The organism is Pseudomonas sp. S04, assembly GCF_009834545.1.
Classification (GTDB): domain Bacteria; phylum Pseudomonadota; class Gammaproteobacteria; order Pseudomonadales; family Pseudomonadaceae; genus Aquipseudomonas.
In genome coordinates, this window is the sequence record NZ_CP019427.1 from 1,635,792 (window position 1) to 1,660,656 (window position 24,865).

26 protein-coding genes are annotated in these 24,865 nt (G+C 60.1%); 18 read left to right on the forward strand and 8 right to left on the reverse strand.

Going from position 1 to position 24,865, the window contains the following annotated elements; translation table 11 throughout:
• Position 1 precedes the first annotated feature (1 nt).
• Entirely contained in the window at positions 2 to 598 is a 597-nt protein-coding gene (locus PspS04_RS07145; protein WP_095170019.1) for a septation protein A, read from the reverse strand.
• Between the two features lie 86 nt (positions 599 to 684).
• On the opposite strand from PspS04_RS07145, the gene PspS04_RS07150 reads away from it, so the two are divergent.
• The 4 genes from PspS04_RS07150 to scpB are packed head-to-tail and all read left to right on the forward strand — an operon-like array spanning position 685 to position 3,964.
• Positions 685 to 1,548: a PHP domain-containing protein gene (locus PspS04_RS07150; RefSeq protein WP_095170018.1), complete on the forward strand. Its 864-nt coding sequence runs from the start codon at positions 685 to 687 to the stop codon at positions 1,546 to 1,548.
• 13 nt (positions 1,549 to 1,561) lie between these two features.
• Positions 1,562 to 2,191 carry an L-threonylcarbamoyladenylate synthase gene (locus PspS04_RS07155; RefSeq protein ID WP_159994348.1) on the forward strand — a complete coding sequence of 210 codons (630 nt, stop codon included), beginning with the start codon at positions 1,562 to 1,564 and terminating at the stop codon, positions 2,189 to 2,191.
• 60 nt (positions 2,192 to 2,251) lie between these two features.
• The gene (locus PspS04_RS07160) at positions 2,252 to 3,010 is read left to right on the forward strand and encodes a segregation and condensation protein A (protein WP_174244613.1); all 759 of its coding nucleotides are present in this window, start codon (positions 2,252 to 2,254) and stop codon (positions 3,008 to 3,010) included.
• A gap of 12 nt (positions 3,011 to 3,022) precedes the next feature.
• A complete protein-coding gene (gene scpB, locus PspS04_RS07165) occupies positions 3,023 to 3,964 on the forward strand; it encodes an SMC-Scp complex subunit ScpB (RefSeq protein WP_159994350.1) in 942 nt (313 codons plus the stop codon).
• 95 nt (positions 3,965 to 4,059) lie between these two features.
• On the opposite strand, the gene PspS04_RS07170 is transcribed toward scpB, so the two are convergent.
• Positions 4,060 to 5,364 (reverse strand): IS4 family transposase, encoded by a 1,305-nt coding sequence (locus PspS04_RS07170; RefSeq protein ID WP_159994352.1) that lies wholly within the window; start codon positions 5,362 to 5,364, stop codon positions 4,060 to 4,062.
• 713 nt (positions 5,365 to 6,077) lie between these two features.
• Between PspS04_RS07170 and rluB the strand changes: the two genes are divergently transcribed.
• From rluB to arfB, 5 genes are all read left to right on the forward strand, one after another.
• Positions 6,078 to 7,313, forward strand: a complete 1,236-nt coding sequence (rluB, locus tag PspS04_RS07175; protein ID WP_095170015.1) for a 23S rRNA pseudouridine(2605) synthase RluB — start codon at positions 6,078 to 6,080, stop codon at positions 7,311 to 7,313.
• A gap of 766 nt (positions 7,314 to 8,079) precedes the next feature.
• Positions 8,080 to 9,501 (forward strand): amino acid permease, encoded by a 1,422-nt coding sequence (locus PspS04_RS07180; protein ID WP_159994354.1) that lies wholly within the window; start codon positions 8,080 to 8,082, stop codon positions 9,499 to 9,501.
• A 143-nt stretch (positions 9,502 to 9,644) separates the two neighbouring features.
• A complete protein-coding gene (locus tag PspS04_RS07185; protein WP_159994356.1) occupies positions 9,645 to 10,145 on the forward strand; it encodes an Hcp family type VI secretion system effector in 501 nt (166 codons plus the stop codon).
• A complete protein-coding gene (locus PspS04_RS07190; RefSeq protein WP_237234964.1) occupies positions 10,132 to 10,827 on the forward strand; it encodes a DUF4225 domain-containing protein in 696 nt (231 codons plus the stop codon). The genes PspS04_RS07185 and PspS04_RS07190 overlap by 14 nt, the downstream gene beginning before the upstream one ends.
• Positions 10,828 to 11,543: 716 nt before the next feature.
• Complete coding sequence (gene arfB / locus PspS04_RS07195) at positions 11,544 to 11,957, forward strand: alternative ribosome rescue aminoacyl-tRNA hydrolase ArfB (RefSeq protein ID WP_095170013.1); 414 nt, start codon at positions 11,544 to 11,546, stop codon at positions 11,955 to 11,957.
• Here arfB and PspS04_RS07200 read toward each other — a convergent pair.
• The 6 genes from PspS04_RS07200 to phhA all read right to left on the reverse strand — a co-directional run bounded on the left by PspS04_RS07200 (position 11,954) and on the right by phhA (position 16,253).
• Entirely contained in the window at positions 11,954 to 13,144 is a 1,191-nt protein-coding gene (locus PspS04_RS07200) for an MFS transporter (RefSeq protein ID WP_159994360.1), read from the reverse strand. The two genes, arfB and PspS04_RS07200, sit on opposite strands and share 4 nt — an antisense overlap.
• 101 nt (positions 13,145 to 13,245) lie before the next feature.
• Positions 13,246 to 13,428: a hypothetical protein gene (locus tag PspS04_RS07205; protein WP_095170011.1), complete on the reverse strand. Its 183-nt coding sequence runs from the start codon at positions 13,426 to 13,428 to the stop codon at positions 13,246 to 13,248.
• Between the two features lie 73 nt (positions 13,429 to 13,501).
• Positions 13,502 to 13,633, reverse strand: a complete 132-nt coding sequence (locus tag PspS04_RS27925) for a hypothetical protein (RefSeq protein WP_256585517.1) — start codon at positions 13,631 to 13,633, stop codon at positions 13,502 to 13,504.
• Between the two features lie 206 nt (positions 13,634 to 13,839).
• On the reverse strand, positions 13,840 to 15,036 hold the full coding sequence (locus PspS04_RS07210; RefSeq protein ID WP_159994362.1) for an amino acid aminotransferase: 1,197 nt from the start codon (positions 15,034 to 15,036) through the stop codon (positions 13,840 to 13,842).
• A complete protein-coding gene (locus PspS04_RS07215) occupies positions 15,036 to 15,392 on the reverse strand; it encodes a 4a-hydroxytetrahydrobiopterin dehydratase (RefSeq protein ID WP_095080175.1) in 357 nt (118 codons plus the stop codon). Before PspS04_RS07215 ends, PspS04_RS07210 begins: the two co-directional genes overlap by 1 nt.
• Before the next feature lie 69 nt (positions 15,393 to 15,461).
• A complete protein-coding gene (gene phhA / locus PspS04_RS07220) occupies positions 15,462 to 16,253 on the reverse strand; it encodes a phenylalanine 4-monooxygenase (protein WP_095170009.1) in 792 nt (263 codons plus the stop codon).
• A gap of 278 nt (positions 16,254 to 16,531) precedes the next feature.
• On the opposite strand from phhA, the gene PspS04_RS07225 reads away from it, so the two are divergent.
• The 9 genes from PspS04_RS07225 to flgH all read left to right on the forward strand — a co-directional run bounded on the left by PspS04_RS07225 (position 16,532) and on the right by flgH (position 24,861).
• Positions 16,532 to 18,091 (forward strand): sigma-54-dependent transcriptional regulator, encoded by a 1,560-nt coding sequence (locus tag PspS04_RS07225; RefSeq protein ID WP_095170008.1) that lies wholly within the window; start codon positions 16,532 to 16,534, stop codon positions 18,089 to 18,091.
• A gap of 168 nt (positions 18,092 to 18,259) precedes the next feature.
• Positions 18,260 to 18,427 carry a periplasmic nitrate reductase, NapE protein gene (locus PspS04_RS07230; protein WP_095170007.1) on the forward strand — a complete coding sequence of 56 codons (168 nt, stop codon included), beginning with the start codon at positions 18,260 to 18,262 and terminating at the stop codon, positions 18,425 to 18,427.
• A 40-nt stretch (positions 18,428 to 18,467) separates the two neighbouring features.
• Positions 18,468 to 18,734, forward strand: a complete 267-nt coding sequence (locus PspS04_RS07235) for a chaperone NapD (RefSeq protein ID WP_159994364.1) — start codon at positions 18,468 to 18,470, stop codon at positions 18,732 to 18,734.
• Complete coding sequence (gene napA / locus PspS04_RS07240; RefSeq protein WP_159994366.1) at positions 18,725 to 21,229, forward strand: nitrate reductase catalytic subunit NapA; 2,505 nt, start codon at positions 18,725 to 18,727, stop codon at positions 21,227 to 21,229. The genes PspS04_RS07235 and napA overlap by 10 nt, the downstream gene beginning before the upstream one ends.
• A gap of 11 nt (positions 21,230 to 21,240) precedes the next feature.
• On the forward strand, positions 21,241 to 21,732 hold the full coding sequence (locus PspS04_RS07245) for a nitrate reductase cytochrome c-type subunit (protein ID WP_159994368.1): 492 nt from the start codon (positions 21,241 to 21,243) through the stop codon (positions 21,730 to 21,732).
• Between the two features lie 9 nt (positions 21,733 to 21,741).
• Complete coding sequence (locus tag PspS04_RS07250; protein ID WP_095170003.1) at positions 21,742 to 22,338, forward strand: cytochrome c3 family protein; 597 nt, start codon at positions 21,742 to 21,744, stop codon at positions 22,336 to 22,338.
• 203 nt (positions 22,339 to 22,541) lie between these two features.
• On the forward strand, positions 22,542 to 23,282 hold the full coding sequence (locus PspS04_RS07255; RefSeq protein WP_095170002.1) for a flagellar basal body rod protein FlgF: 741 nt from the start codon (positions 22,542 to 22,544) through the stop codon (positions 23,280 to 23,282).
• A 45-nt stretch (positions 23,283 to 23,327) separates the two neighbouring features.
• Positions 23,328 to 24,113, forward strand: coding sequence for a flagellar basal-body rod protein FlgG (gene flgG, locus PspS04_RS07260; RefSeq protein ID WP_027620992.1), 786 nt, complete (start codon positions 23,328 to 23,330; stop codon positions 24,111 to 24,113).
• A gap of 52 nt (positions 24,114 to 24,165) precedes the next feature.
• A complete protein-coding gene (gene flgH, locus PspS04_RS07265; RefSeq protein ID WP_095170001.1) occupies positions 24,166 to 24,861 on the forward strand; it encodes a flagellar basal body L-ring protein FlgH in 696 nt (231 codons plus the stop codon).
• The last annotated feature ends 4 nt before the right edge of the window (positions 24,862 to 24,865 follow it).

The window sequence follows — 24,865 nt, forward strand, 5'->3', positions numbered from 1 at the left end:
GTCAGTCCTCGGTTTTTGGCGTAGTGGGATCGGCGTCGTGCAGGTGACGGGACAGGTAGATACCTTGCGCCACCAGGAACAGCAGGGTCATGCCCAGGCTGCCGAAGACCTTGAAGTCGACCCAGATGCTCTGGAAGGTAAACGCGACGAACAGGTTGGCGGCCCCGCAGAACAGGAAAAAGCCGATCCAGGCGATGTTCAGGCGGGTCCACACCGCATCCGGCAGGGTCAGTGCGTGGCCCATGATGCGCTTGATCAGCAGTTGCTCGCCGATGAAGTGACTGCCGATAAACCCCAGGGCAAACAACCAGTTGACCACCGGCGCCTTCCACTTGAGGAAGGTTTCGCTGTGGAAGGCCAGGGTCAGGCTACCGAACACCAGGCAGGCGACGAGGGTCAGCCACTGGCTTTTTTCCAGTTTGCGCTGGGTGATGAACAAGGTGCCATAGACCACCAGGGAACTGACGATGAGCATCGCGGTGGCGCTGTAAATACCGCCTACAGTCAATGGATAGCCGGCAATGTCGACGACCCGGGGGTCGATTTTGAAGACGATGAAAAACAGCAGGAGCGGGATGAAGTCGATGAATTGTTTCACAGTGGCAGCCAGAAGCAGGATGTGGCGGCATAATAACAAACATATTGGGTCGCGATAGCGCCAGCTGATTTGAGGTTACACATCCTGTGAATGTTGATTTGCACTGCCATAGCACGGCCTCCGATGGCGCCCTGGCGCCCGCGGTACTGGTGGCGCGGGCGTTCGAGAAAGGCGTGCGAGTCCTGGCCCTGACCGACCACGATACCCTCGAAGGCCTCGACGAGGCCCGCGCTGCCGCACAAGCGCTGGGCATGCAGTTGGTCAACGGTGTCGAGTTGTCCTGCACCTGGGGGGGCGCCACCATTCATGTGCTGGGCTACGGCTTCGACGTCAATGCCCCGGCGCTGGTCGAGGCCATCGCCCGGCTGCATGACGGGCGCTGGCTGCGCTCTGAAGAAATCAGCCGCAAGCTGGAGCTCAAGGGCATGCCCGGGGCGCTGGAAGGTGCGCGGGCGATCCAGCAGGAACTCGGCGACAGTGGCAATGCCCCGGCCCGCCCGCACTTCGCCGACTATCTGGTGCGCGCCGGCTACGTCAAGGACCGCGCCGAAGCGTTCCGCAAATGGCTGGGCGCGGGCAAGCTGGGGGACGTCAAGCAACACTGGCCGACGCTGGAGGAAACCGTCGCTACCCTGCGCGCCGCGGGTGCCTGGGTCAGTCTGGCCCATCCATGGCACTACGATTTCACCCGCAGTAAACGCCGGCGCCTGATTGGCGACTATATTCAAGCGGGTGGTCACGCTATCGAAGTGGTCAACGGGCACCAACCGGCCGAGCAGGTCGGCAGCCTGGCCATTCTGGCGCGTGAGTTCGGTCTGCTGGTCAGTGCCGGCAGTGATTTCCATGGCCCCGGAGGCTGGTCCGAGATCGGCGAGTACCGCCCGCTCCCGGAGGATCTGCCACCGCTTTGGTGTCGATTCAAACATGACCCAATTATTGCCGCCGTCTGAACAGGTAGAAAATGTGAGTCAATTTTTCCAGATTCATCCGGAAAACCCGCAAGCGCGCCTGATCAAACAGGCTGTCGAAATCATCCGCGCCGGCGGGGTGGTGATCTATCCCACCGACTCGTCCTACGCCATTGGCTGCCAGATCGGCGACAAGAACGCCGTAGAACGGGTGCGGCGCCTGCGCCAGCTGGACGACAAGCACAACTTTGCGCTGATCTGCAGCGACCTGTCGCAATTGGGGGTGTTCGCCAAGATCGACACCGGCACCTTTCGCATCCTCAAGGCGCACCTGCCAGGCCCGTACACCTTCATTCTCAACGCCACCCGCGAGGTGCCGCGCCTGTTGCTGCACCCGAAAAAACGCACCATCGGCCTGCGGGTGCCGAGTCATCCGATTGCCCTGGCCCTGCTCGAACAGCTGGGCGAGCCGCTGATGAGCGTGACCCTGATCATGCCCGGCGACACCGATCCCTTGAGCGATCCCTACGAAATGCGCCAGTTGCTCGAGCATCAGGTCGACCTGATCATCGACGGCGGCTTTGGCGGCATCAAGGCCTCCACGGTGATCAACCTGGCCGATGGCGAGCCAGAAGTGATCCGCGTCGGCTGCGGCGACCCGGCCCCGTTCATGGCCGAGGCCTGAATGTCGGTGGTGGAAACCGTCGACAGCCAGGCGGGCGCGCAGCAGGAACTGCCATTTGCCATGGTCTATGGCCAGGCGGTCATGGAAATGCCGCAGGACCTGTACATTCCGCCGGATGCCCTTGAGGTTTTCCTCGAGGCCTTCGAAGGTCCGCTCGACCTGTTGCTGTACTTGATCCGCAAACAGAACATCAACATCCTCGACATTCCGGTGGCGGAAATCACCCGGCAGTACATGGGCTACGTCGAGTTGATGCAGTCGGTGCGCCTGGAGCTGGCTGCCGAATACCTGGTGATGGCGGCCATGCTGGCCGAGATCAAATCGCGCATGCTGCTCCCGCGGTCGGCAGAGATCGAAGCGGAAGAAGACGACCCGCGCGCCGAACTGATCCGCCGCCTGCAGGAATACGAACGCTTCAAGGCAGCCGCCGAAGGCATCGATGGCCTGAGTCGGGTCGGTCGCGATGTGGTGGTGCCCAAGCTGGACGCCCCCGAGGCGCGGGCGCGCAAGCTGTTGCCGGAGGTCCGGCTCAGTGAGCTGTTGCTGTCCATGGCCGAAGTACTGCGCCGTGGCGACATGTTTGAAAGCCATCAGGTCAGCCGCGAGGCCCTGTCTACCCGCGAGCGTATGAGCGATGTGCTGGAGCGGCTCAAGGGTGGCGGTTTTGTGCCCTTTGTCGAGCTGTTCACCGCTGAAGAAGGACGCCTGGGTGTGGTCGTGACCTTTATGGCGATCCTCGAACTGGTCAAGGAATCCCTGGTCGAGCTGGTGCAGAATGAGCCCTTTGCGGCTATCCATGTGCGGGCGCGAGCCGAATAACGAGCAAAATCCATGAATCTGAGTGAACCCCGCGAGCTGGCGCCACTGCTTGAAGCCTTTCTGTTGGCCTCGGGAAAACCGCAATCGATGGAGCGCCTGTTCGAGCTCTTCGAAGAAGGCGAGCGTCCGGAACCGCCGGTCTTCAAGAAGGCCCTGGCGATCCTGGGCAAGTCCTGCGAGGGCCGCGCCTTTGAGTTGAAGGAAGTCGCCTCGGGCTACCGCCTGCAAATTCGCGAAAAGTTCTCGCCCTGGGTCGGCCGCCTGTGGGAAGAGCGCCCGCAGCGCTACTCGCGGGCCATGCTGGAGACCATGGCGCTGATTGCCTATCGCCAGCCGATCACCCGTGGCGAGATCGAAGATGTGCGGGGGGTCGCGGTCAACAGCAACATCGTCAAGACCCTGCTGGAGCGCGAGTGGATCAGGATCGTCGGCTACCGCGAAGTTCCCGGGCGACCGGCGATGTTCGCCACCACCAAGGCCTTTCTCGACCATTTCAACCTGCAGAACCTCGACGATCTGCCGCCCCTGGCCGAGCTGCGTGAGCTGGAGCCCGAGCCGATGCTCGAGTTCGACGACGCCCCGGTTCCGCCCAGCCTGCAAGCGCTGGCCGACGCCAGTGCCGAGCCGGAAGAGCCGAAGGATGAAACCAGTTTCCATAGCCTGTTGCTGGAACTGGACTCGATGGAGGAGGGGATCAAGACCGACTTCGACGACCTGCTGCGCGATGGTGAGCCCGGCGAGGGGCCGGTGACGGACGAGGTCGCGCCTGAAGCCGAGCCAGAGCCAGAGCCAGAGCTAGAGCCCGACATCCTCGGTGTTGCCGAGGCCCGGGAAAAACTCCTGGCAGCGGTCGCCGCCCTGGAACCGCCGCCGCCCGAGCTGAGCGATGAAGAAGCCGAAGCCCGGGCGCTGGCCCAAGCCATCGAGGCCGAACGCCGTCAGTTCGAGGATTGACACATCTCGCTACGATCTTTTGATCCTGGTTTTTGGGGGTATATCCGTTGCTGCGGTAACGGCGGCTTAGGGTTTCGCCCTTACGGCCAGCCCTTTCAAGGTCTTTTGACTTTAGCGGCCTTGAGCACCCGATCCGTCGACACGTGGGCATTCGCGGCTTTGCCTTCAAGCCACTCCTTTGGTTTGGGCACCTTCGGACCTCGTTTACTCTTGACGACCGCTTTGGGCTGGATGTTTCGAGCGAGTGCAAGCAGATACTGAGCCAGCCCTCCTGCGGGGATCGGAATGGATGAGTGTTCTGCTGGCAGGGCTATTTGCATACCCTCGTAACCGCTGCGTACCTGTACCGTCAGGTGGAAAATCGATGCTTCCCAATCGTCGGGCAGGGTCTGGCGATGAGCCTGTTCAACGCTGTGCTTGAGCACGGCCAAGACGTTGTAAGCCAACACGGCCGACGCAAATCCCAGCAGGGCGGCCTTAGGGTTGCCCAAGGTTTCGATTTCGCTGTCCAGCACCGATTCCAGACGCTGGAACATCCCTTCGATGCTCCAGCGACGGCGGTACAAATCGGCGATTTGCTCGGCACTGATGGAGTCGGGCAAGTTGCTCCAGAACAACAGCGTGGTGTCGCCAGATTCGGTGGGGTTTTGCAGATTCAGTTCGACACGCCGCCACTGGCGACCACCTTTGACCTCGATGATTTGCTCGCGCACGCTGCCTACCCCGACCGCGACAGACTCCTGCCAGTCGCTTTCCTTAAGTAGACGTGGATGCTTGCTCGGTTCGCGAATGATGAACGAGGCTCCGGACTCTTCGCAGGCGTCCATGACGGGGAGCGTGCAATAGAGTCGATCAGCCATCCACAGCTGCCCCGCACAGGCTTTTTCCAGCAACGGCAGAACGCTGACGCGCTCACTGGCATAGGCATCTTCACAGGGCTGAAGATCGACGACCTGATCCAGATCGGGGTCGTAAACCACTACTGAAAAACCAGGCCGGGCGGCCCCTCGTTCACGGCGCAAAGCGCCCAGGCGTTTTTCGCTGGAAGGCAGGTGATTGCCGTCGACGACCCGCAGTTGCCAGCCAGGCAAAATGGCTGAGTGCCCCAGCTCTTTTATCGTCGGGGCCAAGCGCTCTGCGCTGCCGGTGACCAGGGCGCGCAGCAGCGCAGGTTCTGTGCGGCTGACCTTGTCATACAGCGCCGCCAAGCTGACGGGAAGATCCTCCATCTGCCGTGCAGCAGCATGTAGCGATGGTCGCAAGCCCAATGAAACAAGGGACATCAGTTCAACGATGGTTGAGAACAGAAGCTCACGCGGGTATTGCCGCTGACGATGTTCTTCGAACACCTGATCGACCCATGTGGCAGGAACAGCCTGCTCCAGTATCACTCTGGTCATGACACTGGCCGGTGTTTTTTTCTCAAACCGCGCTAGAACTTCTGCCCACATCGCTTTCGTCACCCTGACTGGAGTTTTGGGGGATTTTATCAAAGACCTTGAAAGGGCTGGCCCTTACGGCGAGGCACTTTTGTCAAACGCCGGAGTGCCGGCCCAGCCCAAAGTACCCAAAAAGTCTAGCCCCAGCGTTCGGCCCCTCGCTGAGGCTCGGGGTACCTTCGCTACGGTGCCCATCAGGGGGCATCGCCTACGGTTTGCTTCGCTGCACCTCCTCTCGATGTATGCGGCTTCGCCGCACGGCGCTACGCGCCTCCCCCTGATGCACACCTTCGCTCAGCCTGCCGAAGGGGCGGGTGGATCAAGATCAAAAGCCAGAGCACGGCGACCTGGCAGTCGGCCTGAGTGGTAAGAGCGGGCGAGGCGGCCTGCCGGCCGGCCTGTTTTTACTGGTGTTCGAATCTCCTTTTGTGGGAGCGAGCCTGCTCGCGATGACGCCAGCCCATGCACCAGCAAGGTGACTGACACAGCACTATCGCGAGCAACCACACCGATCAGCGGAAAAAACCGATAGTCGACCGTTTATCAGCTAGTCTCTGATGCGCGAGCCGCGCCATGAGCGTATGATTCGCGACCCTTTGGCGATCCCTTCGCCAAACGACCCGCTTTTACGACTTCAGGCCACGCCTGAACAGACCACACCGGGAGGTGCCCAGATGAGTATCAACGACCAGAAAGACGACCAGGAAATCGGCCCAGCAGGCGAAAAACTGCAGAAAGTCCTCGCCCGTATCGGCGTCGGCTCGCGCCGTGACGTAGAAGCCTGGATCAGCCACGGCCGAATCAAGGTCAATGGCAAAGACGCCACGCTCGGTCAGCGTGTCGACATGCACGACGCCATCACCATCGATGGCAAGGTGATCAAGCGTGAAGAAGCGGCCGAATCGGTCCGCCGCGTGATCATGTACAACAAACCCGACGGCGAAATCTGCACCCGTGTCGATCCGGAAGGCCGTCCTACCGTGTTCGACAAGATGCCGCGTCCCAAAGAAGGGCGCTGGATCAACATCGGCCGCCTGGACATCAACACCACCGGTCTGCTGATGTTCACCACTGACGGTGAGCTGGCCAACCGCCTGATGCACCCTTCCTACGAAATGGACCGCGAATACGCGGTGCGTGTCCGTGGTGAAGTCGACGACGAGATGATCGAGCGCCTGAAGGCGGGCGTGGTCCTCGAAGACGGCCCGGCCAAGTTCACCGACATCAAGCAGGCGCCAGGTGGCGAAGGTTTCAACCACTGGTACCACTGCGTGGTGATGGAAGGTCGCAACCGCGAAGTACGTCGCCTGTGGGAATCCCAGGGCCTGGTGGTAAGCCGCCTGAAGCGTGTGCGTTTTGGTCCGGTGTTCCTCAACTCCGACCTGCCGATGGGCCGCTGGCGCGAAATGAGCCAGTACGAAGTCGACATTCTGAGTGCTGAAGTTGGCCTGACCCCAGTGGCCATGCCGCAGATGAACGCCAAGAGCAAAGACAAGCTCGATCGCATGCAGCGTAAATCGTCGCGTCCGATGGGCAAGACCGAGCGCGTGCGCACCTTGCGTCCAGCCGCCGGTGCCCCGGCTGCCGCTCCGCGTCCAGCACGTGAGCCGCATATCGAAGGCGAACGTGCGAGCCGCAAGCCGGCAGGACGTCAGGACGGTGAGCGCGGTCCGCGTTCGCCACGTCCGGCCAACGGTCGCACAGAGCGCGGCGAAGGCCGTGGCGCTCCGGCAGGTCGTGGTACGCCAGTGGCAGACCGCCCGGCCGACACCAACCGCCCGGCCAAGCCTGCGCCGAAAAAGCGTCCAGGCATTGTCCTGGTCGACCGTGACGCGCCATCGGGCAAGCGTCGCGGCGCACCGGCCGGTTCCGGCCAGCGTCCTGGCTTTGGCCGTCGCAAGCCGGAGTGAGCTTGAAGCAGCGCTGAGCTTCAAGCGCTAAGCCGCACGTGAAAACGCCAACCTTCGGGTTGGCGTTTTTTTTGCCCGCTTGAAACTGCTGTGCTGTGGGGGGGAGGGTCTCGGCTGGAAAATTGGCGTTACGGCGTGTAACGAAAACATGACGAAAACCCCGGATTACCCCTGTGGAATCGTCACGCCCGCAAAGCTGTAAGGAAATTTTTCCGCAAGCGCTCGTCAAAACTGTCTTCCAAGGCTCTGGCCCGCTTGTTTCACGGGGCATTGCGCGGTGTCATGCGCCCCATGCCTGTCGTGCAGGTGCATAACAAGAAGGAGGCGCAATGTACGCCGTGAGTCATCTTCATCTCTCTTCGTGGGGCGATTTTTCCGTCACCCCCGCCACGGACCCGCAAAGGTCTGAACCTATTTTTGCAGCCGCCCGCGACCTTCGAGGCGGACACAGGCAATCCCGGCCAACGACACGCTAAACCAGCGAGGTCTGGCAGCAGGGGGTTAGCGGTGTACAATGCGCCGCGTTTTACCTGTGACCCTCTGCGTAACCACGCAATTTTCAAGGCTACCCGCCTTGTTCACTCCGCCGCGTCACGAGCGTGTCGGGTTCGATTTCGTCACAGATAAAAACAAACAGGTGACGCATGACCGTTGTAAATACGCTGAACTCCTGGTGCTTGCGCTGGGGTTTGATCGGCGCTGCCGGATCCTGATCCGGACGGCAACGTCTTAACGAATATCATCAAACCTTGCGTGAGACCCTTTCATGAGTGGACAAACCTCGCATTCAGGCGAGCTAAAACGCGGCCTGAAAAATCGCCATATTCAACTGATCGCCCTCGGTGGCGCGATTGGTACCGGATTGTTCCTGGGCTCTGCCGGCGTACTGAAGTCGGCCGGCCCATCGATGATCCTCGGCTACGCCATCTGCGGCTTCATCGCCTTCATGATCATGCGCCAGCTGGGCGAAATGATCGTCGAAGAGCCGGTGGCCGGCTCCTTCAGTCACTTCGCGCACAAATACTGGGGCGGCTTCGCCGGCTTCCTGTCGGGCTGGAACTGCTGGATCCTGTACATCCTGGTGGGCATGTCGGAGCTGACCGCGGTCGGTAAATACGTGCACTACTGGTGGCCGGAGATCCCGACCTGGGCCTCGGCGGCCGTCTTCTTCCTGATGATCAACGCGATCAACCTGGCCAACGTCAAAGTCTTTGGCGAGGCCGAGTTCTGGTTTGCGATTATCAAGGTGGTGGCGATTGTCGGCATGATTGCCCTGGGCAGCTATCTGCTGGTCAGCGGCACCGGCGGCCCGCAAGCCTCGGTGAGCAACCTGTGGGAACACGGTGGTTTCTTCCCTAACGGTGTCAGCGGTCTGGTGATGGCGATGGCGATCATCATGTTCTCCTTTGGCGGCCTGGAAATGCTCGGCTTCACCGCCGCAGAAGCCGACCAGCCAAAAACCGTGATCCCCAAGGCCATCAACCAGGTGATCTACCGGATCCTGATTTTCTACATCGGCGCCCTGGTGATCCTGCTGTCGTTGACTCCATGGGACAGCCTGCTGAGCACCCTGAACGCCTCGGGCGACTCCTACAGCGGTAGCCCGTTTGTCCAGGTGTTCTCGATGCTGGGCAGCAACACCGCCGCCCACATCCTCAACTTCGTGGTCCTGACCGCGGCCTTGTCGGTGTACAACAGCGGTACCTACTGCAACAGCCGCATGTTGCTGGGCATGGCCGAGCAGGGCGATGCGCCCAAGGGCCTGGCCAAGATCGACAAGCGCGGCGTGCCGGTGCGTTCGATCCTCGCTTCGGCCGCGGTGACCCTGGTGGCGGTGCTGCTCAACTATCTGATCCCGCAACATGCGCTGGAACTGCTGATGTCGCTGGTGGTTGCCACGCTGGTGATCAACTGGGCGATGATCAGCTTTTCGCACTTCAAGTTCCGCCAGCACATGAACCGTACCCGGCAGACGCCGCTGTTCAAGGCTTTGTGGTACCCGTACGGGAACTATGTGTGCCTGGCGTTCGTGGTGTTTATCCTCGGTATCATGTTGATGATCCCGGGCATTCAGATCTCGGTGTATGCGATTCCGGTGTGGATCCTGTTCATGTGGGTCTGCTATGGCATCAAGAACAAGCGCAGTGCGCAACGGGCTTTGAATGCAGCTGCTCCTGCTGTGAAGTAAGCATATCCGGCTTCAACGACCAACCCGGCCATGTGCCGGGTTTGTTGTTTTTGTGGTTCGTACAGTAAATCCAGAAACGGCCTACAACCGACATCTTTATTTTTGTCTTAGCCTGTCTCTCCGAACACAAAGGAGTGGGGCGTATGGCCAGTCACAGCTACATGAGTATTACCGGAAAGCACCAAGGTTTGATTTCTGCCGGTTGCTCCGGCTCTGATTCCATCGGCAACAAATGTCAGATCGACCACCAGGATGAAATCATGGTGCTGGCTTATGCGCACGACATGCTCACTGGCAATGACGGTAGCACGGCAGGTGGGCGCGGCAAGCACATGCCGATCATGATTACCAAGGGTATCGATAAGTCATCACCGTTGTTGGCCAGTGCGCTGCATGAGGGTGAAGAAGTTGAGTGCAAGATCGATTTTTACCGAACCTCTTCGGCGGGTGGTCAGGAACGGTACTATTCAATACACCTGACCGGTGCGCGCATCGACCATGTCAGCGTGCAAGTCCCCCACGCCGTTCGTATGAATGACGCTGATCCTCAAGAGCTGGTCTCCATTCGTTATAGGGAAATTGCCTGGGCGCATGTTCCCGGTGCCACAAGTGCTTACAGTACTTGGAGGAATGAAAGTGAATGAGGCTTCTTGCGATATTCACGATGTGAATAAAGCAGCTTCTGATCTGGTTGCAGTTGGATGCAGCATAGGCATGGCGCATATTTCTGATGGTTTTGCGCGGCTTCGATTTAGCTCGATTGTATCTTCCTATGTTGATGAAGTTATTCAGGCGGTTGATGAGGGGGTGGTTAGTGCGTGGCAAGCGCTACAGGAAATAAGAGCCGAGTACGAAGATTTATCATCAAAGGCGCGGTTCTATCTTCAAAATGGTATTGGGGTTGCGGCGGGGGTGATGCAGGTTAGGATGGGGGTTACGATTATTGGAGTTCCGGGAGGGCTCGGCGTAGCCCCGGGTGTACTCACGGTTGGGCATGGTGTTAATAATATCTATGAAGGATTTGGAAATATCTATCATGGGTCGGACGGTCCAAGTACGATTGGGCCCATTAGGTCTGCCTATAGAGCAATGTTCAATGATGATAAGGGGGATATGGCCTATTACTCTATGGACTTGCTTGTTTCGACGTATGGGGTTTTTAGATTCGTGCAAAAGCCGGGGGCGGTGGAGCTCTTTAGGCGTGACCCAGTTAATTATGAAATGGCTTATCGCCAAGCTGGAAAATTATCCTTGTCTTTTGAGGCGTTAGTTGATTTTTTGACGATAAGTACGATGGTTTCAGAAGGGGAGAAAAAAAGCAGATGAATCTGCTTTGTGGAGCTTAAGCTCTACTCATAGAATGCCGCGCATTTTTGGAGGGTAAAATTGCAAGCCCCAAATTACCATAACTGTGTATATTGTAAAAAAGATAGGCCGAAAATTTTCTTCTATATTGAAAATCATAACGATTGCGCGTGTGATGAGGCCGGAAGGTAGTGCGGAGCAAGCAAAAACAAGTAGGATTACTGATGTGTAGTATCGTATGTTTTCAAGGTTCATTGGCTGTGAATTCGAGGTGGTGCAGTAAGTGGCGTGATGCGATTTTCAGGGGGGCGAGTTTGTTGTTTGTTATGTGAATCCACGTAGTCTTGGTATGTAAAAGCGCAGCCCAAAAAAAACAAGTATTACGTATGTTACTAAGTATGCAGTATTTAGATGCTCTTCATCTATGTGGATTACCTCGGTTATGCAAAATACAATGAATCCTGTGGGCAATCCAGAGCAGCCTAAGACTAGGAGGGTAACTGCGATATGGTATCGAATATTTTCAAGATTCATTAGCCTTCATGTCCCGTTGATATGAGCCCCGAGATTAGTACGACCATTCAAAACAAATCAACTCTTCTTCAGTAGGCGCAGGACAGCGTTTGTAAACAAATTTGACCGACGCTCATGCCCGGCGTCACCTGCTCGCCATGATGATCCGTTATTACGAACGGCATTCGCGGTATCCTGAACGCCCTGAACCCGGACCGCTTTCCATGCTGGTGATTTCCAACAACGTGCATCTGCCGGATGCCGAGATCGAGTTGACTGCCATTCGCGCGCAAGGCGCCGGTGGGCAGAACGTCAACAAGGTCTCCAGTGCCGTGCACCTGCGCTTCGACATTCCGGCCTCGTCCTTGCCCGAGTTCTACAAGGAACGCCTGCTCGCGCTGCGCGACAGCCGGATCACCAGCGATGGCGTGATCATCATCAAGGCCCAGCAATACCGCACCCAGGAGCAGAATCGGGCGGATGCCCTGGAGCGATTGACTGAGTTGATCCTGGCCGCCACCAAGGTCGAAAAGAAGCGCCGCCCGACCAAGCCGACCCTCGGCTCGAAGAAACGTCGGCTGGAGTCCAAGACCAAGCGGGGCTCGATCAAGGCCGGGCGTGGCAAGGTGGATTTCTAGCGGTTTTCCCGCAGTCTCGGTGCCTGGCGGTATAGATAGACGCTCAGTGCCAGGCCGCTGAGGGCGGCGAGGGCGGCGAACAGGAAGATCGAGGCGAAGCCGAAGCCTGCGGCGATTGCGCCGGCCAAGGGGCCGGTAATGCCCAGGGACAAGTCGATGAACAGCGAATAGGCACCCACGGCTGCGCCACGGCTGGAAGCGGGTACCAGGTTGACCGCTTCCACGCCCAAGGCCGGGAACACCAGCGAAAAACCGAACCCGCTCAACGCTGCCCCGGCCAATGCCCAGTTCGCGTCCGGGGCCAGCCACAACAACAGCAGGCCGAGGGTTTCCACCGACAGGCAGGCGATCGCCACCCGAAACCCGCCCAGGCGGTTGATCAGGTTGCCGAACAGCAGGCGCGCGCCAATGAAGCTGGCGCCGAACAGGCTCAGGCACAGCACGGCGTTATCCCAGTGCTGGGTGGCGTAATACAGGGTAATGAAGGTGGCGATGGTGCCAAATCCGATGGACCCCAGCGCCAGTCCGCACCCGTGGGGCAGCACCCGTCCCAGCACATGCAGGAAGGGCAGGCGCTCGCCGGCGACGATCGGCGCAGCGGTCTTAGGCCAGGCCAGCAGCAAGCCGACCAGCGCCAGTAAAATGATGCTCACGCCCATGCTCCACAGCCCGTACTGGCGCACCAGCAGGACGCCCAGCGGTGCACCCACCGCCAACGCGCCGTAGCTGGCGATGCCATTCCAGGAAATTACCTTGGCGGTGTTCGGCGCGCCGACTCGACCGATGCCCCAGCCGATCGAGCCCGATCCCACCAGGCTTTCCGCGCTGCCGAGGACCAGGCGGCCGATCAACAGGCTGATCAGGCTCACCATCGGCAGGCTCTGGGTCCACGCCGAGAGCAGCATGAATACCCCGCTCAGGCCGCAGCCGGCCAAGCCATACATCACCGCCAGCTTGCTGCCCTTGTTGTCGATGATGCGTCCGGCATAGGGGCGGCTGAGCAGGGTGGCGAGGTATTGCACGCTGATCACCAGGCCCGCGATGACCGCGCCAAATCCCAGGTCGCTGTGCACATAGCCGGGCAATACGGCCAGGGGGATGCCGATGTTCAGGTAGCCGATGAAGGTAAACAGGACGATGGAAACGACTTGCAGCGTGACCGCCATGGGGCGCTGGGGATCTGGCATGGGGAAAGTCCACGGGACAGCAGGATAGATAGGCTGCTTATGATACCGGTGGTTGGCGCAGTGCAGGGGGAGAATTTGCCGGGTTGGGCGGCGGTGCTCGATCAGGTTTTGCTGGGCGCGACCAATTGGGTGGTGACCAGAGCGGCGAGGGCGTTTTCCTGGCTGCCGAAACGGTCCAGGAGCAGGGCTTGCTTCTCGGGCGTCAGGCGGTTCCAGACGTCGATCATCTGTTGCGCGGCATCGATCAGCACGCTGGCCTGTGATTCGTCGAAGGTGTCGGTCATGGCGGGGGCTCGGGTTTCAGGCTGTGTGGAAAGCGCATCAGTTAGCGCTTTCCACACGGTCTGGGTAGTGCGCTTAGTCTTCGCTGTCGGCCTTGCGGCTACCAGTGGCTTCCTTTGGCTCGGGCTGTTGGGCACCGGCTTGTTGCGGGGTTGTCTGCTCAGTTTCGTGCAGGCTTGGGAAGGGGAGATTCGGAATCTCGTGCATGTTGCTTGCTCCTCGCAAAGTCTGTTTGTAAATCGCTGTGTAGAACCACGCTTTCAAAAAGCCTTGGCAGGATACAGCAGGAGAAATGACAAATAGACTTTTATCTCGGATTTCTGCGACAGATGGCCGCACTGTAGCGGCACAACCCCCGTAGCAGCAGCCTCGCAAGCTCGACAGCTGCTACGGGCTGCTACACGCGGTAGCGTTTAGTCACGGCAGACGTCAGCGATCGCCTCGGCCAGTAGGTCCAGGCGCGTGGCGTCGATCCCGGCCACGTTGGCGCGTCCCGAGCTGACCATGTACACGCTGTGTTGCTCGCGCAGTTTTTTCACCTGTTCTGGCGTCAAACCTGTGTAGGAAAACATCCCGCGCTGTACACCGATATGGGCGAAACGCTCGCGCAGACCGTGGGGTTCCAGCGCTTCGACCAGGCCCGAACGCAGTTGGGCGATACGCTGGCGCATGGCTTCCACTTCGTCGGCCCAGCGCTGTTTCAACTCTGGGTCGCCGAGGATGGTCGCTACCACGGCCGCGCCGTGATCCGGTGGCGTCGACCACAGGTTACGGGCGATGTGGGCCAGTTGGCTGCGTACATCGGTCAGCTTCTCGGGATCCTTGGCGCAGACAATCAGCGCCCCGGTGCGATCGCGGTACAGGCCGAAGTTCTTCGAGCAGGAACTGGTGATCAACAGCTCAGGCAGCTCCTCGGCGAACAAGCGCACGGCCCAGGCATCCTGCTCCAGGCCATCGCCAAAGCCCTGGTAGGCGAAGTCGATCAGCGGCAACAATTCGCGGCTGCGCACCACGTCCAGCACCCGGCGCCAGTCATCCTGGGACAGGTCGAAACCGGTCGGGTTATGGCAGCAGGCGTGCAACAGCACCACATCACCCTTGGGGATCAGGTTCAGGGTGGCCAGCATGGCCTCGACATCCAGGCGGTTGTCACTGCCCACGTAAGGGTAGTGGCTGACCTTGAGGCCGGCGGTCGCGTAGATGGTTTCGTGGATCGGCCAGGTCGGGTTGCTCAGCCAGATGCCACGCCCAGGCAGGCAGTGCGCGATGAAGTCGGCACTCAGGCGCAAGGCCCCGGTGCCACCCGGAGTCTGGGTGGCGCCGGCCCGCTGTTCGGCGATCAGCGCCGAGTCGGCGCCCAGCACCAGTTCGTTGATCACCTTGCCGAACGCCGGGTCACCGTGACCGCCGATGTAGGTCTTGGTGCCCTGGCCATCCACCAGGCGCTGTTCAGCGAGTTTCACTGAGTGCGGGATCGGCGTCAGGCCCTGGGCGTCTTTATAGACACCTACGCCGAGGTCGAATTTGCGCGGATTGGGGTCCTGCGCATAGGCCTCCATCAGGCCGAGGATCGGGTCGCCGGGCACCCGGCCGATGGCGTCGAAAAACATTACTTGCGGCCCTCGGCGTCCTTGGCCACTTCGTCAGTGCGCGCGGCCATGATGAAGTCATTGCGGTGCAGGCCCTTGATCGAGTGGCTCCACCAGGTCACGGTGACTTTGCCCCACTCGGTGAGCAGGCCTGGGTGGTGACCTTCGGCTTCGGAGATTTCACCCATGGTGTTGGTGAACGCCAGGGCGAACTTGAAGTTCTTGAACAGGAAAACTTTTTCCAGCTGCATGACGCCGTCGCGAACTTCGATGTTCCAGTCAGGGATCTGCTTGATCAATACCGGCAGTTCTTCGTCGCTGACTTGTGGGGCATCGGCGCGGCAGGCTTCGCAATGGGCTTGGTTGAGAGCGGTCATGGTGGTTTCCTGATTTCGATTCTTGTTAGACGTTACTATTTTTTGTGGGGCGCCGCGACTGCAGCGTCCTCAGGCCGCCTTGGGTTTTGGCGGAAATTTCGGCGCGTGCAGACCCAACTGCATGCCCTGCTGGACCATGCCCATGATGTCCTCGTGGGCCAGGTCGAACAGGCGCTTGAGGTTGGGCAGGACAAAGTACAGGGGCTGCAGGATGTCGATGCGGTACGGCGTGCGCATCGCTTCCAGCGGATCGAAGGCCTGGTGCTCGGGCTCGCCGGACAGGCTGTACACGGTTTCCTTCGGCGAGGAGAGAATGCCGCCGCCGTAGATGCGCTGGCCTTCAGGGGTGTCGACCAGGCCGAACTCGATGGTCATCCAGTACAGGCGCGCCAGGTACACCCGCTCTTCCTTGGTCGCCTGCAAGCCAAGCTTGCCGTAGGTGTGGGTGAATTCGGCGAACCACGGGTTGGTCAGCAGTGGGCAGTGGCCGAAAATCTCGTGGAAAATGTCCGGCTCTTGCAGGTAATCCAGTTCTTCGCGGGTACGAATAAAGGTCGCGACAGGAAACTGCTTGCTGGCCAGCAATTCGAAAAAGGTCTGGAACGGAATCAGCGCCGGAACCCGGGCAACTTGCCAGCCGGTGGTTTCACCCAGGACCTTGTTGATTTCGTCGAGCTGGGGAATGCGGTCATGGGGCAGGCCGAGCTTGTCGATGCCTTCCATGTATTCCGGGCACGCACGACCCTCGAGCACTTTCAACTGGCGAGTGATCAGCGTGTTCCACACCGCGTGTTCTTCAGCGGTGTAGTGGATAAACCCTTGCGCATCGGGCTCGCGGGCCACGTATTGCGTCTGCTTCATGCTGCTCTCCTGCAAAGGGATACGTTCTTGTTATGTCTTGCTATGGACCTAGAAATACCCCGAAGCGTGCGACCGCGCAGCAGGGTGCTGGACGAGCGGCTAGGAAAATTCGCCAATTTTCGTAAAGTTTTCGTTACGCAAAGCGGCTTGTGGCGTACCTATTGCGATTTCCCGGTTTGAAAAGCCCTGAAGCTGTCACATAATCTTGACGACTAACTTTGGGTGTCGGCAGAAAAATCCTCGCCACCCGCTGTCCATCTCCTAGTCCGGGCCTTTTTATGCGTATCAAAGTCCATTGCCAGAACCGCATCGGCATCCTGCGCGACATCCTCAACCTGCTGGTGGAGTACGGGATCAACGTCGCTCGCGGGGAGGTCGGCGGTGAGCACGGCAACGCGATCTACCTGCATTGCCCGAACCTGATCAACATCCAGTTCCAGGCGCTGCGGGCGAAATTCGAGGCGATTGCCGGGGTATTCGGGGTCAAGCGGGTAGGGCTGATGCCCAGCGAGCGCCGGCACATGGAACTCAATGCCTTGCTCGGGGCGTTGGAGTTCCCGGTGTTGTCGATCGACATGGGCGGCTCGATCGTCGCGGCCAACCGTGCAGCGGCGCAATTGCTCGGGGTGCGGGTCGACGAAGTGCCGGGGATCCCGCTGTCACGCTACGCCGAGGATTTCGACCTGCCGGAACTGGTGCGCGCCAACAAGTCGCGGATCAATGGCCTGCGGGTCAAGGTCAAGGGTGACGTGTTCCTGGCCGACATCGCCCCCCTGCAGTCGGAACACGACGACAGCGAGGCCATGGCGGGCGCAGTGCTGACCCTGCACCGGGCCGACCGGGTTGGCGAGCGCATCTACAACGTGCGCAAGCAGGAGTTGCGCGGCTTTGACAGTATTTTCCAAAGCTCCAAGGTGATGGCGGCGGTGGTCCGGGAAGCGCGACGCATGGCGCCCCTGGATGCGCCGCTGTTGATCGAGGGCGAGACTGGCACCGGCAAGGAACTGCTGGCGCGCGCCTGCCACCTGGCCAGCCCGCGCGGCCAGTCGCCGTTGATGGCGCTGAACTGCGCCGGGTTGCCGGAGTCGATGGCCGAGACCGAGTTGTTCGGCTACGGCCCCGGCGCGTTCGAAGGCGCGCGGGCCGAAGGTAAGCTCGGGCTGCTGGAATTGACGGCGGGCGGCACGCTGTTCCTCGATGGCGTCGGCGAAATGAGCCCGCGCTTGCAGGTGAAATTGCTGCGGTTCCTGCAAGACGGTTGCTTCCGCCGTGTCGGCAGCGATGAAGAGGTCTACCTGGATGTGCGGGTCATCTGTGCGACCCAGGTCGACCTCTCCGAGCTGTGTGCCAGCGGTGAGTTCCGCCAGGACCTGTACCACCGCTTGAATGTGCTGTCGCTGCACATCCCGCCGTTGCGCGAGTGCCTCGACGGCCTGACGCCGCTGGTCGAGCACTTCCTCGACCAGGCCAGCCGGCAGATCGGCTGCCCCTTGCCGAAACTGGCGCCGGCGGCCATGGATCGGCTCAGCCACTACCACTGGCCGGGCAACGTCCGGCAGTTGGAGAACGTGCTGTTCCAGGCGGTGTCACTGTGCGAAGGCGGCACGGTCAAGGCCGAGCACATTCGCCTGCCGGACTACGGCGTGCGCCAGCCGCTGGGGGATTTTTCCCTGGACGGCGGGTTGGATGAAATTGTCGGGCGGTTTGAAAAGGCCGTGCTGGAACGCTTGTATTCAGAACACAGCAGCAGTCGATTGCTCGGTAAACGCCTGGGTGTTTCCCACACCACCATTGCCAACAAGTTGCGCGAATATGAAATCGGCAAACTTGAGCGCTAACTAAGTCGCCCTTGAATGCGTGGGCCTTAGTTGGCGAATTGCTGCTTGGTTAATACTAATCATTATTGAATGAGGATTAATCCTGTTTGACCTTTCGCTGATCTGAATCATGGAAAATTACCGGGCGGCCATCTAGGCTCAGTACACTTTCTGGCAGGAGCCCTGGCCATGACGACGGTTGATGAGTCCGCTCTACGTGCGCGCAAGGAAAGGCGGCTGTTGCTGTTCCTGATCGTGTTTCTTTTTCCCCTGCTATCGGTGGTGATAGTCGGCGGCTACGGCTTTTTCGTCTGGTTCCTGCAAATGCTCCTCGGCCCTCCCGGGGCTCCACACTGATTGCCAGTCCAGGTGAGTTAACAGGCAGGGAGTGTTGGCCATGGAACAAAAACTACATATCGCCAGTTTGATCGTGCAGGCCCGTGTCGAGATGTTTGCCGCGGTGAAAGCCAATCTGCGCCTGCTCCAGGGTGTTGAACTGCACCAGGAAAGCCCCGAGGGCAAACTGGTGGTGGTCCTGGAAATGCACGGCGAACCGCAGATCCTCCAGCGCATCGAACAGATTGGCCGCCTGCCCGGCGTGCTCAACGCCTCCCTGGTTTACCACGAGATCCTCGATCCGAGCGGAGAACACCCATGCCCATGACCCGTCGTGAGTTCGTCAAGGCCCAGGCGGCCGGGATTGCTGCGGCGGCTGCCGGGCTGCCGGTGTTCACCTCGGCCAGCAACCTGATCACCGAACAGGACATGGTCGCCCTGACCTGGAACAAGGCGCCGTGCCGGTTTTGCGGCACCGGTTGCAGCGTGATGGTGGCGACCAAGGACAACCGGGTGGTAGCGACCCACGGCGATGTCAAAGCCGAGGTCAATCGCGGCCTGAACTGCGTCAAGGGCTACTTCCTGTCCAAGATCATGTATGGCGTGGACCGCCTGACCCAACCGCTGTTGCGTATGACCAACGGGCAATACGACAAGCAGGGTGAGTTCCAGCCGGTGTCCTGGAAACAGGCGTTTGATGTGATGGAGTTGAAGTTCAAGGAAGCGCTGAAAAACAAAGGCGCAGACTCGATCGCCATGTTCGGCTCCGGACAATGGACGGTGTGGGAAGGCTACGCCGCAAACAAGTTGATGAAGGCCGGGTTTCGCAGTAACAACCTCGACCCCAATGCCCGGCATTGCATGGCCTCGGCGGTCATGGGGTTCATGCGCACCTTCGGTATCGATGAGCCCATGGGTTGCTATGACGACATCGAAGTCACCGACGCGTTTGTGTTGTGGGGCTCGAACATGGCGGAGATGCACCCGATTCTCTGGAGTCGGGTCACGGATCGTCGCTTGAGCCAACCCGATGTCAAAGTTGTGGTGCTGTCGACCTTCGAGCATCGCAGTTTTGAATTGGCCGATATCCCCATGGTGTTCAAACCGCAGACGGACTTGTTGATCCTCAACTACATCGCCAACTACATCATTGAAAGTGGCTCGGTGAACCAGGAGTTTGTCAGCCGGCACACGCGGTTTGCCAAGGGGGTCGACGACATCGGCTACGGCTTGCGCAGCGATCATCCGCTGGAACAACAGGCCAAGAATGCCGACAAGGCGAACACCTGGACCGACATCGACTTCGAGCAGTTTGCCGCCTTTGTCAAACCCTACACCCTGGAACGCACCGCCAAGGAGACCGGGGTTCCAGCCGAACGGCTCAAGGCGCTGGCGCAGTTGTATGCCGACCCGAAACGCAAGGTGGTGTCCTTCTGGACCATGGGTTTCAACCAGCACACACGCGGGGTGTGGGCCAACAACCTGATCTACAACATCCATTTGCTGACCGGCAAGATCAGCGAGCCGGGCAACAGCCCGTTCTCCCTGACCGGCCAGCCTTCGGCCTGTGGCACCGCGCGGGAAGTGGGGACCTTTTCCCACCGCCTGCCGGCAGACATGCTGGTCACCAATCCGGCACACCGCGCCACCGCCGAGAAGATCTGGAAACTGCCGGCCGGCACCATCAATCCCAAGGTCGGTTTCCATGCGGTGCAGCAGAGTCGCATGCTCAAGGACAGCGTGGTCAACGTGTACTGGACCATGGCCAGCAACAATATGCAGGCCGGGCCCAACATCATGCAGGAAGTCTTGCCGGGCTGGCGTAACCCGCAGAACTTCGTGATCGTTTCCGACGTGTACCCCACGGTGTCCGCGCAAGCCGCCGACCTGATCCTGCCCACGGCCATGTGGGTGGAAAAGGAGGGGGCCTATGGCAATGCCGAGCGGCGTACCCAGTTCTGGCATCAACTGGTATCCGCCCCGGGGGATGCCAAGTCCGATCTCTGGCAGTTGGTGGAATTTTCCAAGCGCTTCACCACCGATGAAGTGTGGTCCGCGCAGTTGCTCGACAGTGCCCCGCAGTACAAAGGCAAGACCCTGTACGAGGTGCTGTTCAAGAATGGCAACGTCGATCAGTTCCCGATCGCGCAGATGGAGCCAGGCTTTGAAAACGACGAAGCCAAGGACTTTGGGTTCTACCTGCAAAAAGGCCTGTTCGAAGAGTATGCCCAGTTCGGCCGGGGCCACGGTCATGACCTGGCGCCGTTCGATCGGTATCACACCGAACGCGGCCTGCGCTGGCCGGTGGTGGACGGCAAGGAAACCCGCTGGCGCTTTCGCGAAGGCCATGATCCCTACGTGGAGAAGGGCAGTGGCGTGCAGTTCTATGGCTACCCCGACAAGAAGGCGATCATCTTCGCGCTGCCCTACGAGCCGCCGGCGGAATCCCCTGACCAGGAGTTCCCGTTCTGGCTGAGCACCGGGCGGGTGCTTGAGCACTGGCACACCGGGACCATGACCCAGCGCGTTGAAGAACTCTACAAGGCGGTACCCGATGCCCTGGTGTACATGCACCCGGCCGATGCCAAGGCGCTCAATGCCAGGCGCGGCAGTGAGGTCAAGGTGATCAGCCGGCGCGGGGAAATGCGCGCACGCATCGAAACCCGTGGGCGCAACAAGCCGCCCCAGGGGCTGGTGTTCGTGCCGTTCTTCGACGCCAACCGGTTGATCAACAAGGTCACGCTCGATGCGACGGACCCGATCTCGAAGCAGACGGACTATAAAAAGTGCGCGGTCAGGATCGAGCTGATCAAGACTGCCTGAGGAGAGCTGTGATGAATGCTCGTACGCTGTCCTTGCTGTTTGCACTGCTGCTTGGCGTGCCCGCGGTCTTTGCCGCAGAGCCTGGGTATCCGCTGGATGCGCCCGCCCCCGATGGCAGGCGTGTCGGCGGTACCCTGACCCAGGAACTGCCAGCGCCGCCCATCGCCGAGGAGGAGAACAAGGACCTCAAGCGCGAGCGCAATTATCCCGAACAGCCGCCGACCATTCCCCACAGCATCCGCGGTTATCACATCGACAAGAACAGCAACAAATGCCTGTCCTGCCACAGTCGGGCCAACAGCGCGTTGACCCAGGCGCCGATGATCAGCATCACCCACTACATGGACCGCGACGGCCAGGCGCTGGCCGCCGTTTCACCACGGCGCTACTTCTGCAATCAGTGCCACGTGCCGCAGCGAGACGTGAAGCCGTTGGTCAACAACGACTTCAAGAATATTGACCAGGTGCTGCAAGACGAAATCAACCGCAAGCAGAAACCCTGAGGAGTGGTCATGAAGTCATTGTGGGTAGTGTTCAAAGACTACTGGCAGATCTTGCGTCGCCCCAGTGTCCACTACAGCCTGGGTTTCCTGACGCTCGGCGGGTTCATTGCCGGGGTGATTTTCTGGGGTGGATTCAACACGGCGCTGGAAGCGACCAATACCGAAAAGTTCTGCATCTCCTGCCATGAAATGCGCGACAACGTGTTTGTCGAATTGCAGGAAACCATCCACTACACCAACCGCTCGGGGGTGCGCGCAACCTGTCCCGATTGCCACGTACCGCATGAGTGGACCCACAAGATCGCGCGCAAGATGCAGGCGTCCAAAGAGGTCTGGGGCAAGGTGTTCGGCACCATCAATACCCGCGAGAAGTTTCTCGGTATGCGCCGTGAACTGGCGGAGCACGAGTGGGCCCGCCTCAAGGCCAACGACTCTCGCGAGTGCCGTAATTGTCACAACTTCGAGTTCATGGATTTCACCCGACAGGGCAAGCGCGCCGCCAACATGCACTCGACTTCCCTGGCCAACGGCGAGGCGACCTGCATCGACTGCCACAAAGGCATCGCCCACAAGCTGCCCGACATGAGCGGCGTCAAGGGCTGGTAGCCGTGCTGTCCGGCCGATTGCCGTAAAGCGGCATAAGCGCGCCGGTTTTTCGTCTCTGCGATCCTCCACCTCTCTCCTCTGAATTGTCCCAAGTCCTGTGTTTAAAGGACCTGGGGCCATTGCGCGCAAGTTGGTCTGCAAATTGCTAAAGCCTTGCCAGTACAGCAGTGGGCGGCAAACGTCCGGCATGCAGAGGAAAGACTGTGGACAAGTACCTTTATGTGGCCATGACCGGCGCCAGCCAGAACGCGCTGGCGCAAAAGGCCCATGCCAACAACCTGGCCAACATCTCCACCAACGGTTTCCAGAAAGACCTGGAGCAGGCGCGGTCGATGCCGGTGTTTGGCGACAGCTTTCCGGCGCGGGCCTTTGCCCTGTCCGAACGTCCGGCCACCGACTTCAGTCCGGGCTCGCTGGTGGAAACCGGGCGTGACCTCGACGTGGCGGTCAGCGGCAACGGCTGGATTGCCGTGCAGAACCCCGACGGCAAGGAAAGTTACGTGCGCACCGGCAGCCTGAATGTCGACGCCCTGGGTGTGCTGCGTGCCGGCAATGGCATGCCGGTGATGGGCAATGGCGGGCCGATTGCCGTGCCGCCCGAGCAGAAGATCGAAGTCGGCCAGGACGGCACCATCAGTATCCGCGCCATGGGTGAAGGCCCGCGCGTGATGGCGGAAGTCGACCGCATCAAGCTGGTCAACCCGGACCTGAAGAACATGACCAAGGGCCTCGACGGCTCGATCCACACCAAGGACGGCCAGCCCGCACCGGCCGATGCCAACGTGCAACTGGTCTCGGGGTTCCTCGAGTCGAGCAACGTCAACGCGGTGGAAGAAATGACCTCGGTGCTGGCCCTGGCCAAGCAGTTCGAGCTGCACGTCAAGATGATGAACACCGCCAAAGAAGACGACCAGGCCATGGCTCGGGTCTTGCAGATCAGCTAATTATCAGAACGTCGCGCCGTAAAACAGGCGCACGAGGAGAATCGAATGCTTCCGGCTCTATGGGTTGCCAAAACAGGCCTGTCCGCCCAGGACACCAACCTGACGACCATTTCCAACAACCTGGCCAACGTCTCGACCACGGGCTTCAAGCGTGACCGTGCCGAGTTCCAGGACCTGCTGTACCAGATCAAGCGCCAGCCGGGTGCCCAGTCGACCCAGGACAGCGAACTGCCGTCGGGCCTGCAACTGGGTACCGGTGTGCGCATCGTCGGCACCCAGAAGAACTTCACCGCCGGCAGCCTGCAAACCACCGAGCAGCCGCTGGACATGGCCATCGACGGTCGTGGCTTTTTTCAGGTCCTGCAGCCGGACGGGACTACGTCCTACACCCGTGACGGGACCTTTCACCTGGACTCCAACGGCCAGATCGTGACCGCCAGTGGTTATGCCCTGGAGCCGGCCATTGTCATCCCCGCCGAAGCCCAGACCTTCACCGTGGGTCGCGATGGCACCGTGTCGATCACCATTGCCGGCAACCCGGCCGCCCAGGTGATCGGCAACCTGCAAACCGCCGACTTCATCAACCCGGCCGGCCTGCAGGCCACCGGCAACAACCTGTTCCTGGAAACTGCCGCCAGTGGTGCGCCACAGATCGGCACCCCAGGCCTGAACGGTTTTGGTACCACCCTGCAAAGCACCCTGGAAACCTCCAACGTCAGCACCGTGGAAGAGATGGTCAACATGATCACCACGCAACGTGCCTACGAGATGAACTCCAAAGTCATCTCCACCGCCGACCAGATGCTTTCGTTCGTCACGCAGAATCTGTAATCAAGTCTATGGGGCGGCTTGAGGCCGCCTGCAACACCGTGAGGTTAGGGTCATGAATCGCTTTGTATCTGTTCTCGCATTGAGTGGGATCGCCGTGCTCGCGGGCTGCGTCGGGCCGACGCCAAAACCCAATGACCCTTACTACGCCCCGGTGTTGCCACGCACGCCCTTGCCGGCGGCAGCCAACAATGGCTCGATCTACCAGGCCGGCTTCGAGCAGAACCTGTACAGCGACCGCAAGGCGTTCCGGGTCGGTGACATCATCACCATCACCCTCAACGAAAAAACCCAGGCCAGCAAAAACGCCAACTCGCAAGTGGGCAAGACCAGCAAGGCCAACATCGGCCTGACCTCGTTGTTCGGTGCGGTGCCCAACACCAATAATCCGTTCGGCAGTGGCGACCTGAGCCTGGACGCCGGCTACAGCGGTGACCGCGCGACCAAGGGCGACAGCAAGGCCGGGCAGGGCAACAGCCTGACCGGCTCGATCACGGTGACAGTGGCCGACGTGTTGCCCAACGGCATCATCGCCGTGCGCGGCGAGAAGTGGATGACCCTCAACACCGGTGACGAACTGGTGCGCATTGCCGGCCTGGTGCGTGCCGACGATATCTCCACCGACAACACCGTGTCCTCGACCCGGGTCGCCGACGCGCGCATTACCTACTCGGGCACCGGCTCGTTTGCCGATGCGAGTCAGCCAGGCTGGTTCGACCGTTTTTTCCTAAGCCCGCTGTTCCCTTTCTAGGTGA

What these genes read in the sequence shown, in the direction of transcription:
- rluB (WP_095170015.1), top strand. Translation starts at nt 6,078, where the DNA reads ATGAGTATCAACGACCAGAAAGACGACCAGGAAATCGGCCCAGCAGGC.
- PspS04_RS07185 (WP_159994356.1), top strand. Translation starts at nt 9,645, where the DNA reads ATGGCCAGTCACAGCTACATGAGTATTACCGGAAAGCACCAAGGTTTG.
- PspS04_RS07245 (WP_159994368.1), top strand. Translation starts at nt 21,241, where the DNA reads ATGAATGCTCGTACGCTGTCCTTGCTGTTTGCACTGCTGCTTGGCGTG.
- PspS04_RS07215 (WP_095080175.1), bottom strand. Translation starts at nt 15,392, where the DNA reads ATGACCGCTCTCAACCAAGCCCATTGCGAAGCCTGCCGCGCCGATGCC.
- napA (WP_159994366.1), top strand. Translation starts at nt 18,725, where the DNA reads ATGCCCATGACCCGTCGTGAGTTCGTCAAGGCCCAGGCGGCCGGGATT.
- flgG (WP_027620992.1), top strand. Translation starts at nt 23,328, where the DNA reads ATGCTTCCGGCTCTATGGGTTGCCAAAACAGGCCTGTCCGCCCAGGAC.
- PspS04_RS07205 (WP_095170011.1), bottom strand. Translation starts at nt 13,428, where the DNA reads ATGACCGACACCTTCGACGAATCACAGGCCAGCGTGCTGATCGATGCC.
- PspS04_RS07180 (WP_159994354.1), top strand. Translation starts at nt 8,080, where the DNA reads ATGAGTGGACAAACCTCGCATTCAGGCGAGCTAAAACGCGGCCTGAAA.
- arfB (WP_095170013.1), top strand. Translation starts at nt 11,544, where the DNA reads ATGCTGGTGATTTCCAACAACGTGCATCTGCCGGATGCCGAGATCGAG.
- flgH (WP_095170001.1), top strand. Translation starts at nt 24,166, where the DNA reads ATGAATCGCTTTGTATCTGTTCTCGCATTGAGTGGGATCGCCGTGCTC.
- PspS04_RS07235 (WP_159994364.1), top strand. Translation starts at nt 18,468, where the DNA reads ATGGAACAAAAACTACATATCGCCAGTTTGATCGTGCAGGCCCGTGTC.
- PspS04_RS07210 (WP_159994362.1), bottom strand. Translation starts at nt 15,036, where the DNA reads ATGTTTTTCGACGCCATCGGCCGGGTGCCCGGCGACCCGATCCTCGGC.
- PspS04_RS07250 (WP_095170003.1), top strand. Translation starts at nt 21,742, where the DNA reads ATGAAGTCATTGTGGGTAGTGTTCAAAGACTACTGGCAGATCTTGCGT.
- PspS04_RS07160 (WP_174244613.1), top strand. Translation starts at nt 2,252, where the DNA reads ATGGTCTATGGCCAGGCGGTCATGGAAATGCCGCAGGACCTGTACATT.
- phhA (WP_095170009.1), bottom strand. Translation starts at nt 16,253, where the DNA reads ATGAAGCAGACGCAATACGTGGCCCGCGAGCCCGATGCGCAAGGGTTT.
- PspS04_RS07190 (WP_237234964.1), top strand. Translation starts at nt 10,132, where the DNA reads ATGAAAGTGAATGAGGCTTCTTGCGATATTCACGATGTGAATAAAGCA.
- scpB (WP_159994350.1), top strand. Translation starts at nt 3,023, where the DNA reads ATGAATCTGAGTGAACCCCGCGAGCTGGCGCCACTGCTTGAAGCCTTT.
- PspS04_RS07230 (WP_095170007.1), top strand. Translation starts at nt 18,260, where the DNA reads ATGACGACGGTTGATGAGTCCGCTCTACGTGCGCGCAAGGAAAGGCGG.
- PspS04_RS27925 (WP_256585517.1), bottom strand. Translation starts at nt 13,633, where the DNA reads ATGCACGAGATTCCGAATCTCCCCTTCCCAAGCCTGCACGAAACTGAG.
- PspS04_RS07200 (WP_159994360.1), bottom strand. Translation starts at nt 13,144, where the DNA reads ATGCCAGATCCCCAGCGCCCCATGGCGGTCACGCTGCAAGTCGTTTCC.
- PspS04_RS07170 (WP_159994352.1), bottom strand. Translation starts at nt 5,364, where the DNA reads ATGACCAGAGTGATACTGGAGCAGGCTGTTCCTGCCACATGGGTCGAT.
- PspS04_RS07225 (WP_095170008.1), top strand. Translation starts at nt 16,532, where the DNA reads ATGCGTATCAAAGTCCATTGCCAGAACCGCATCGGCATCCTGCGCGAC.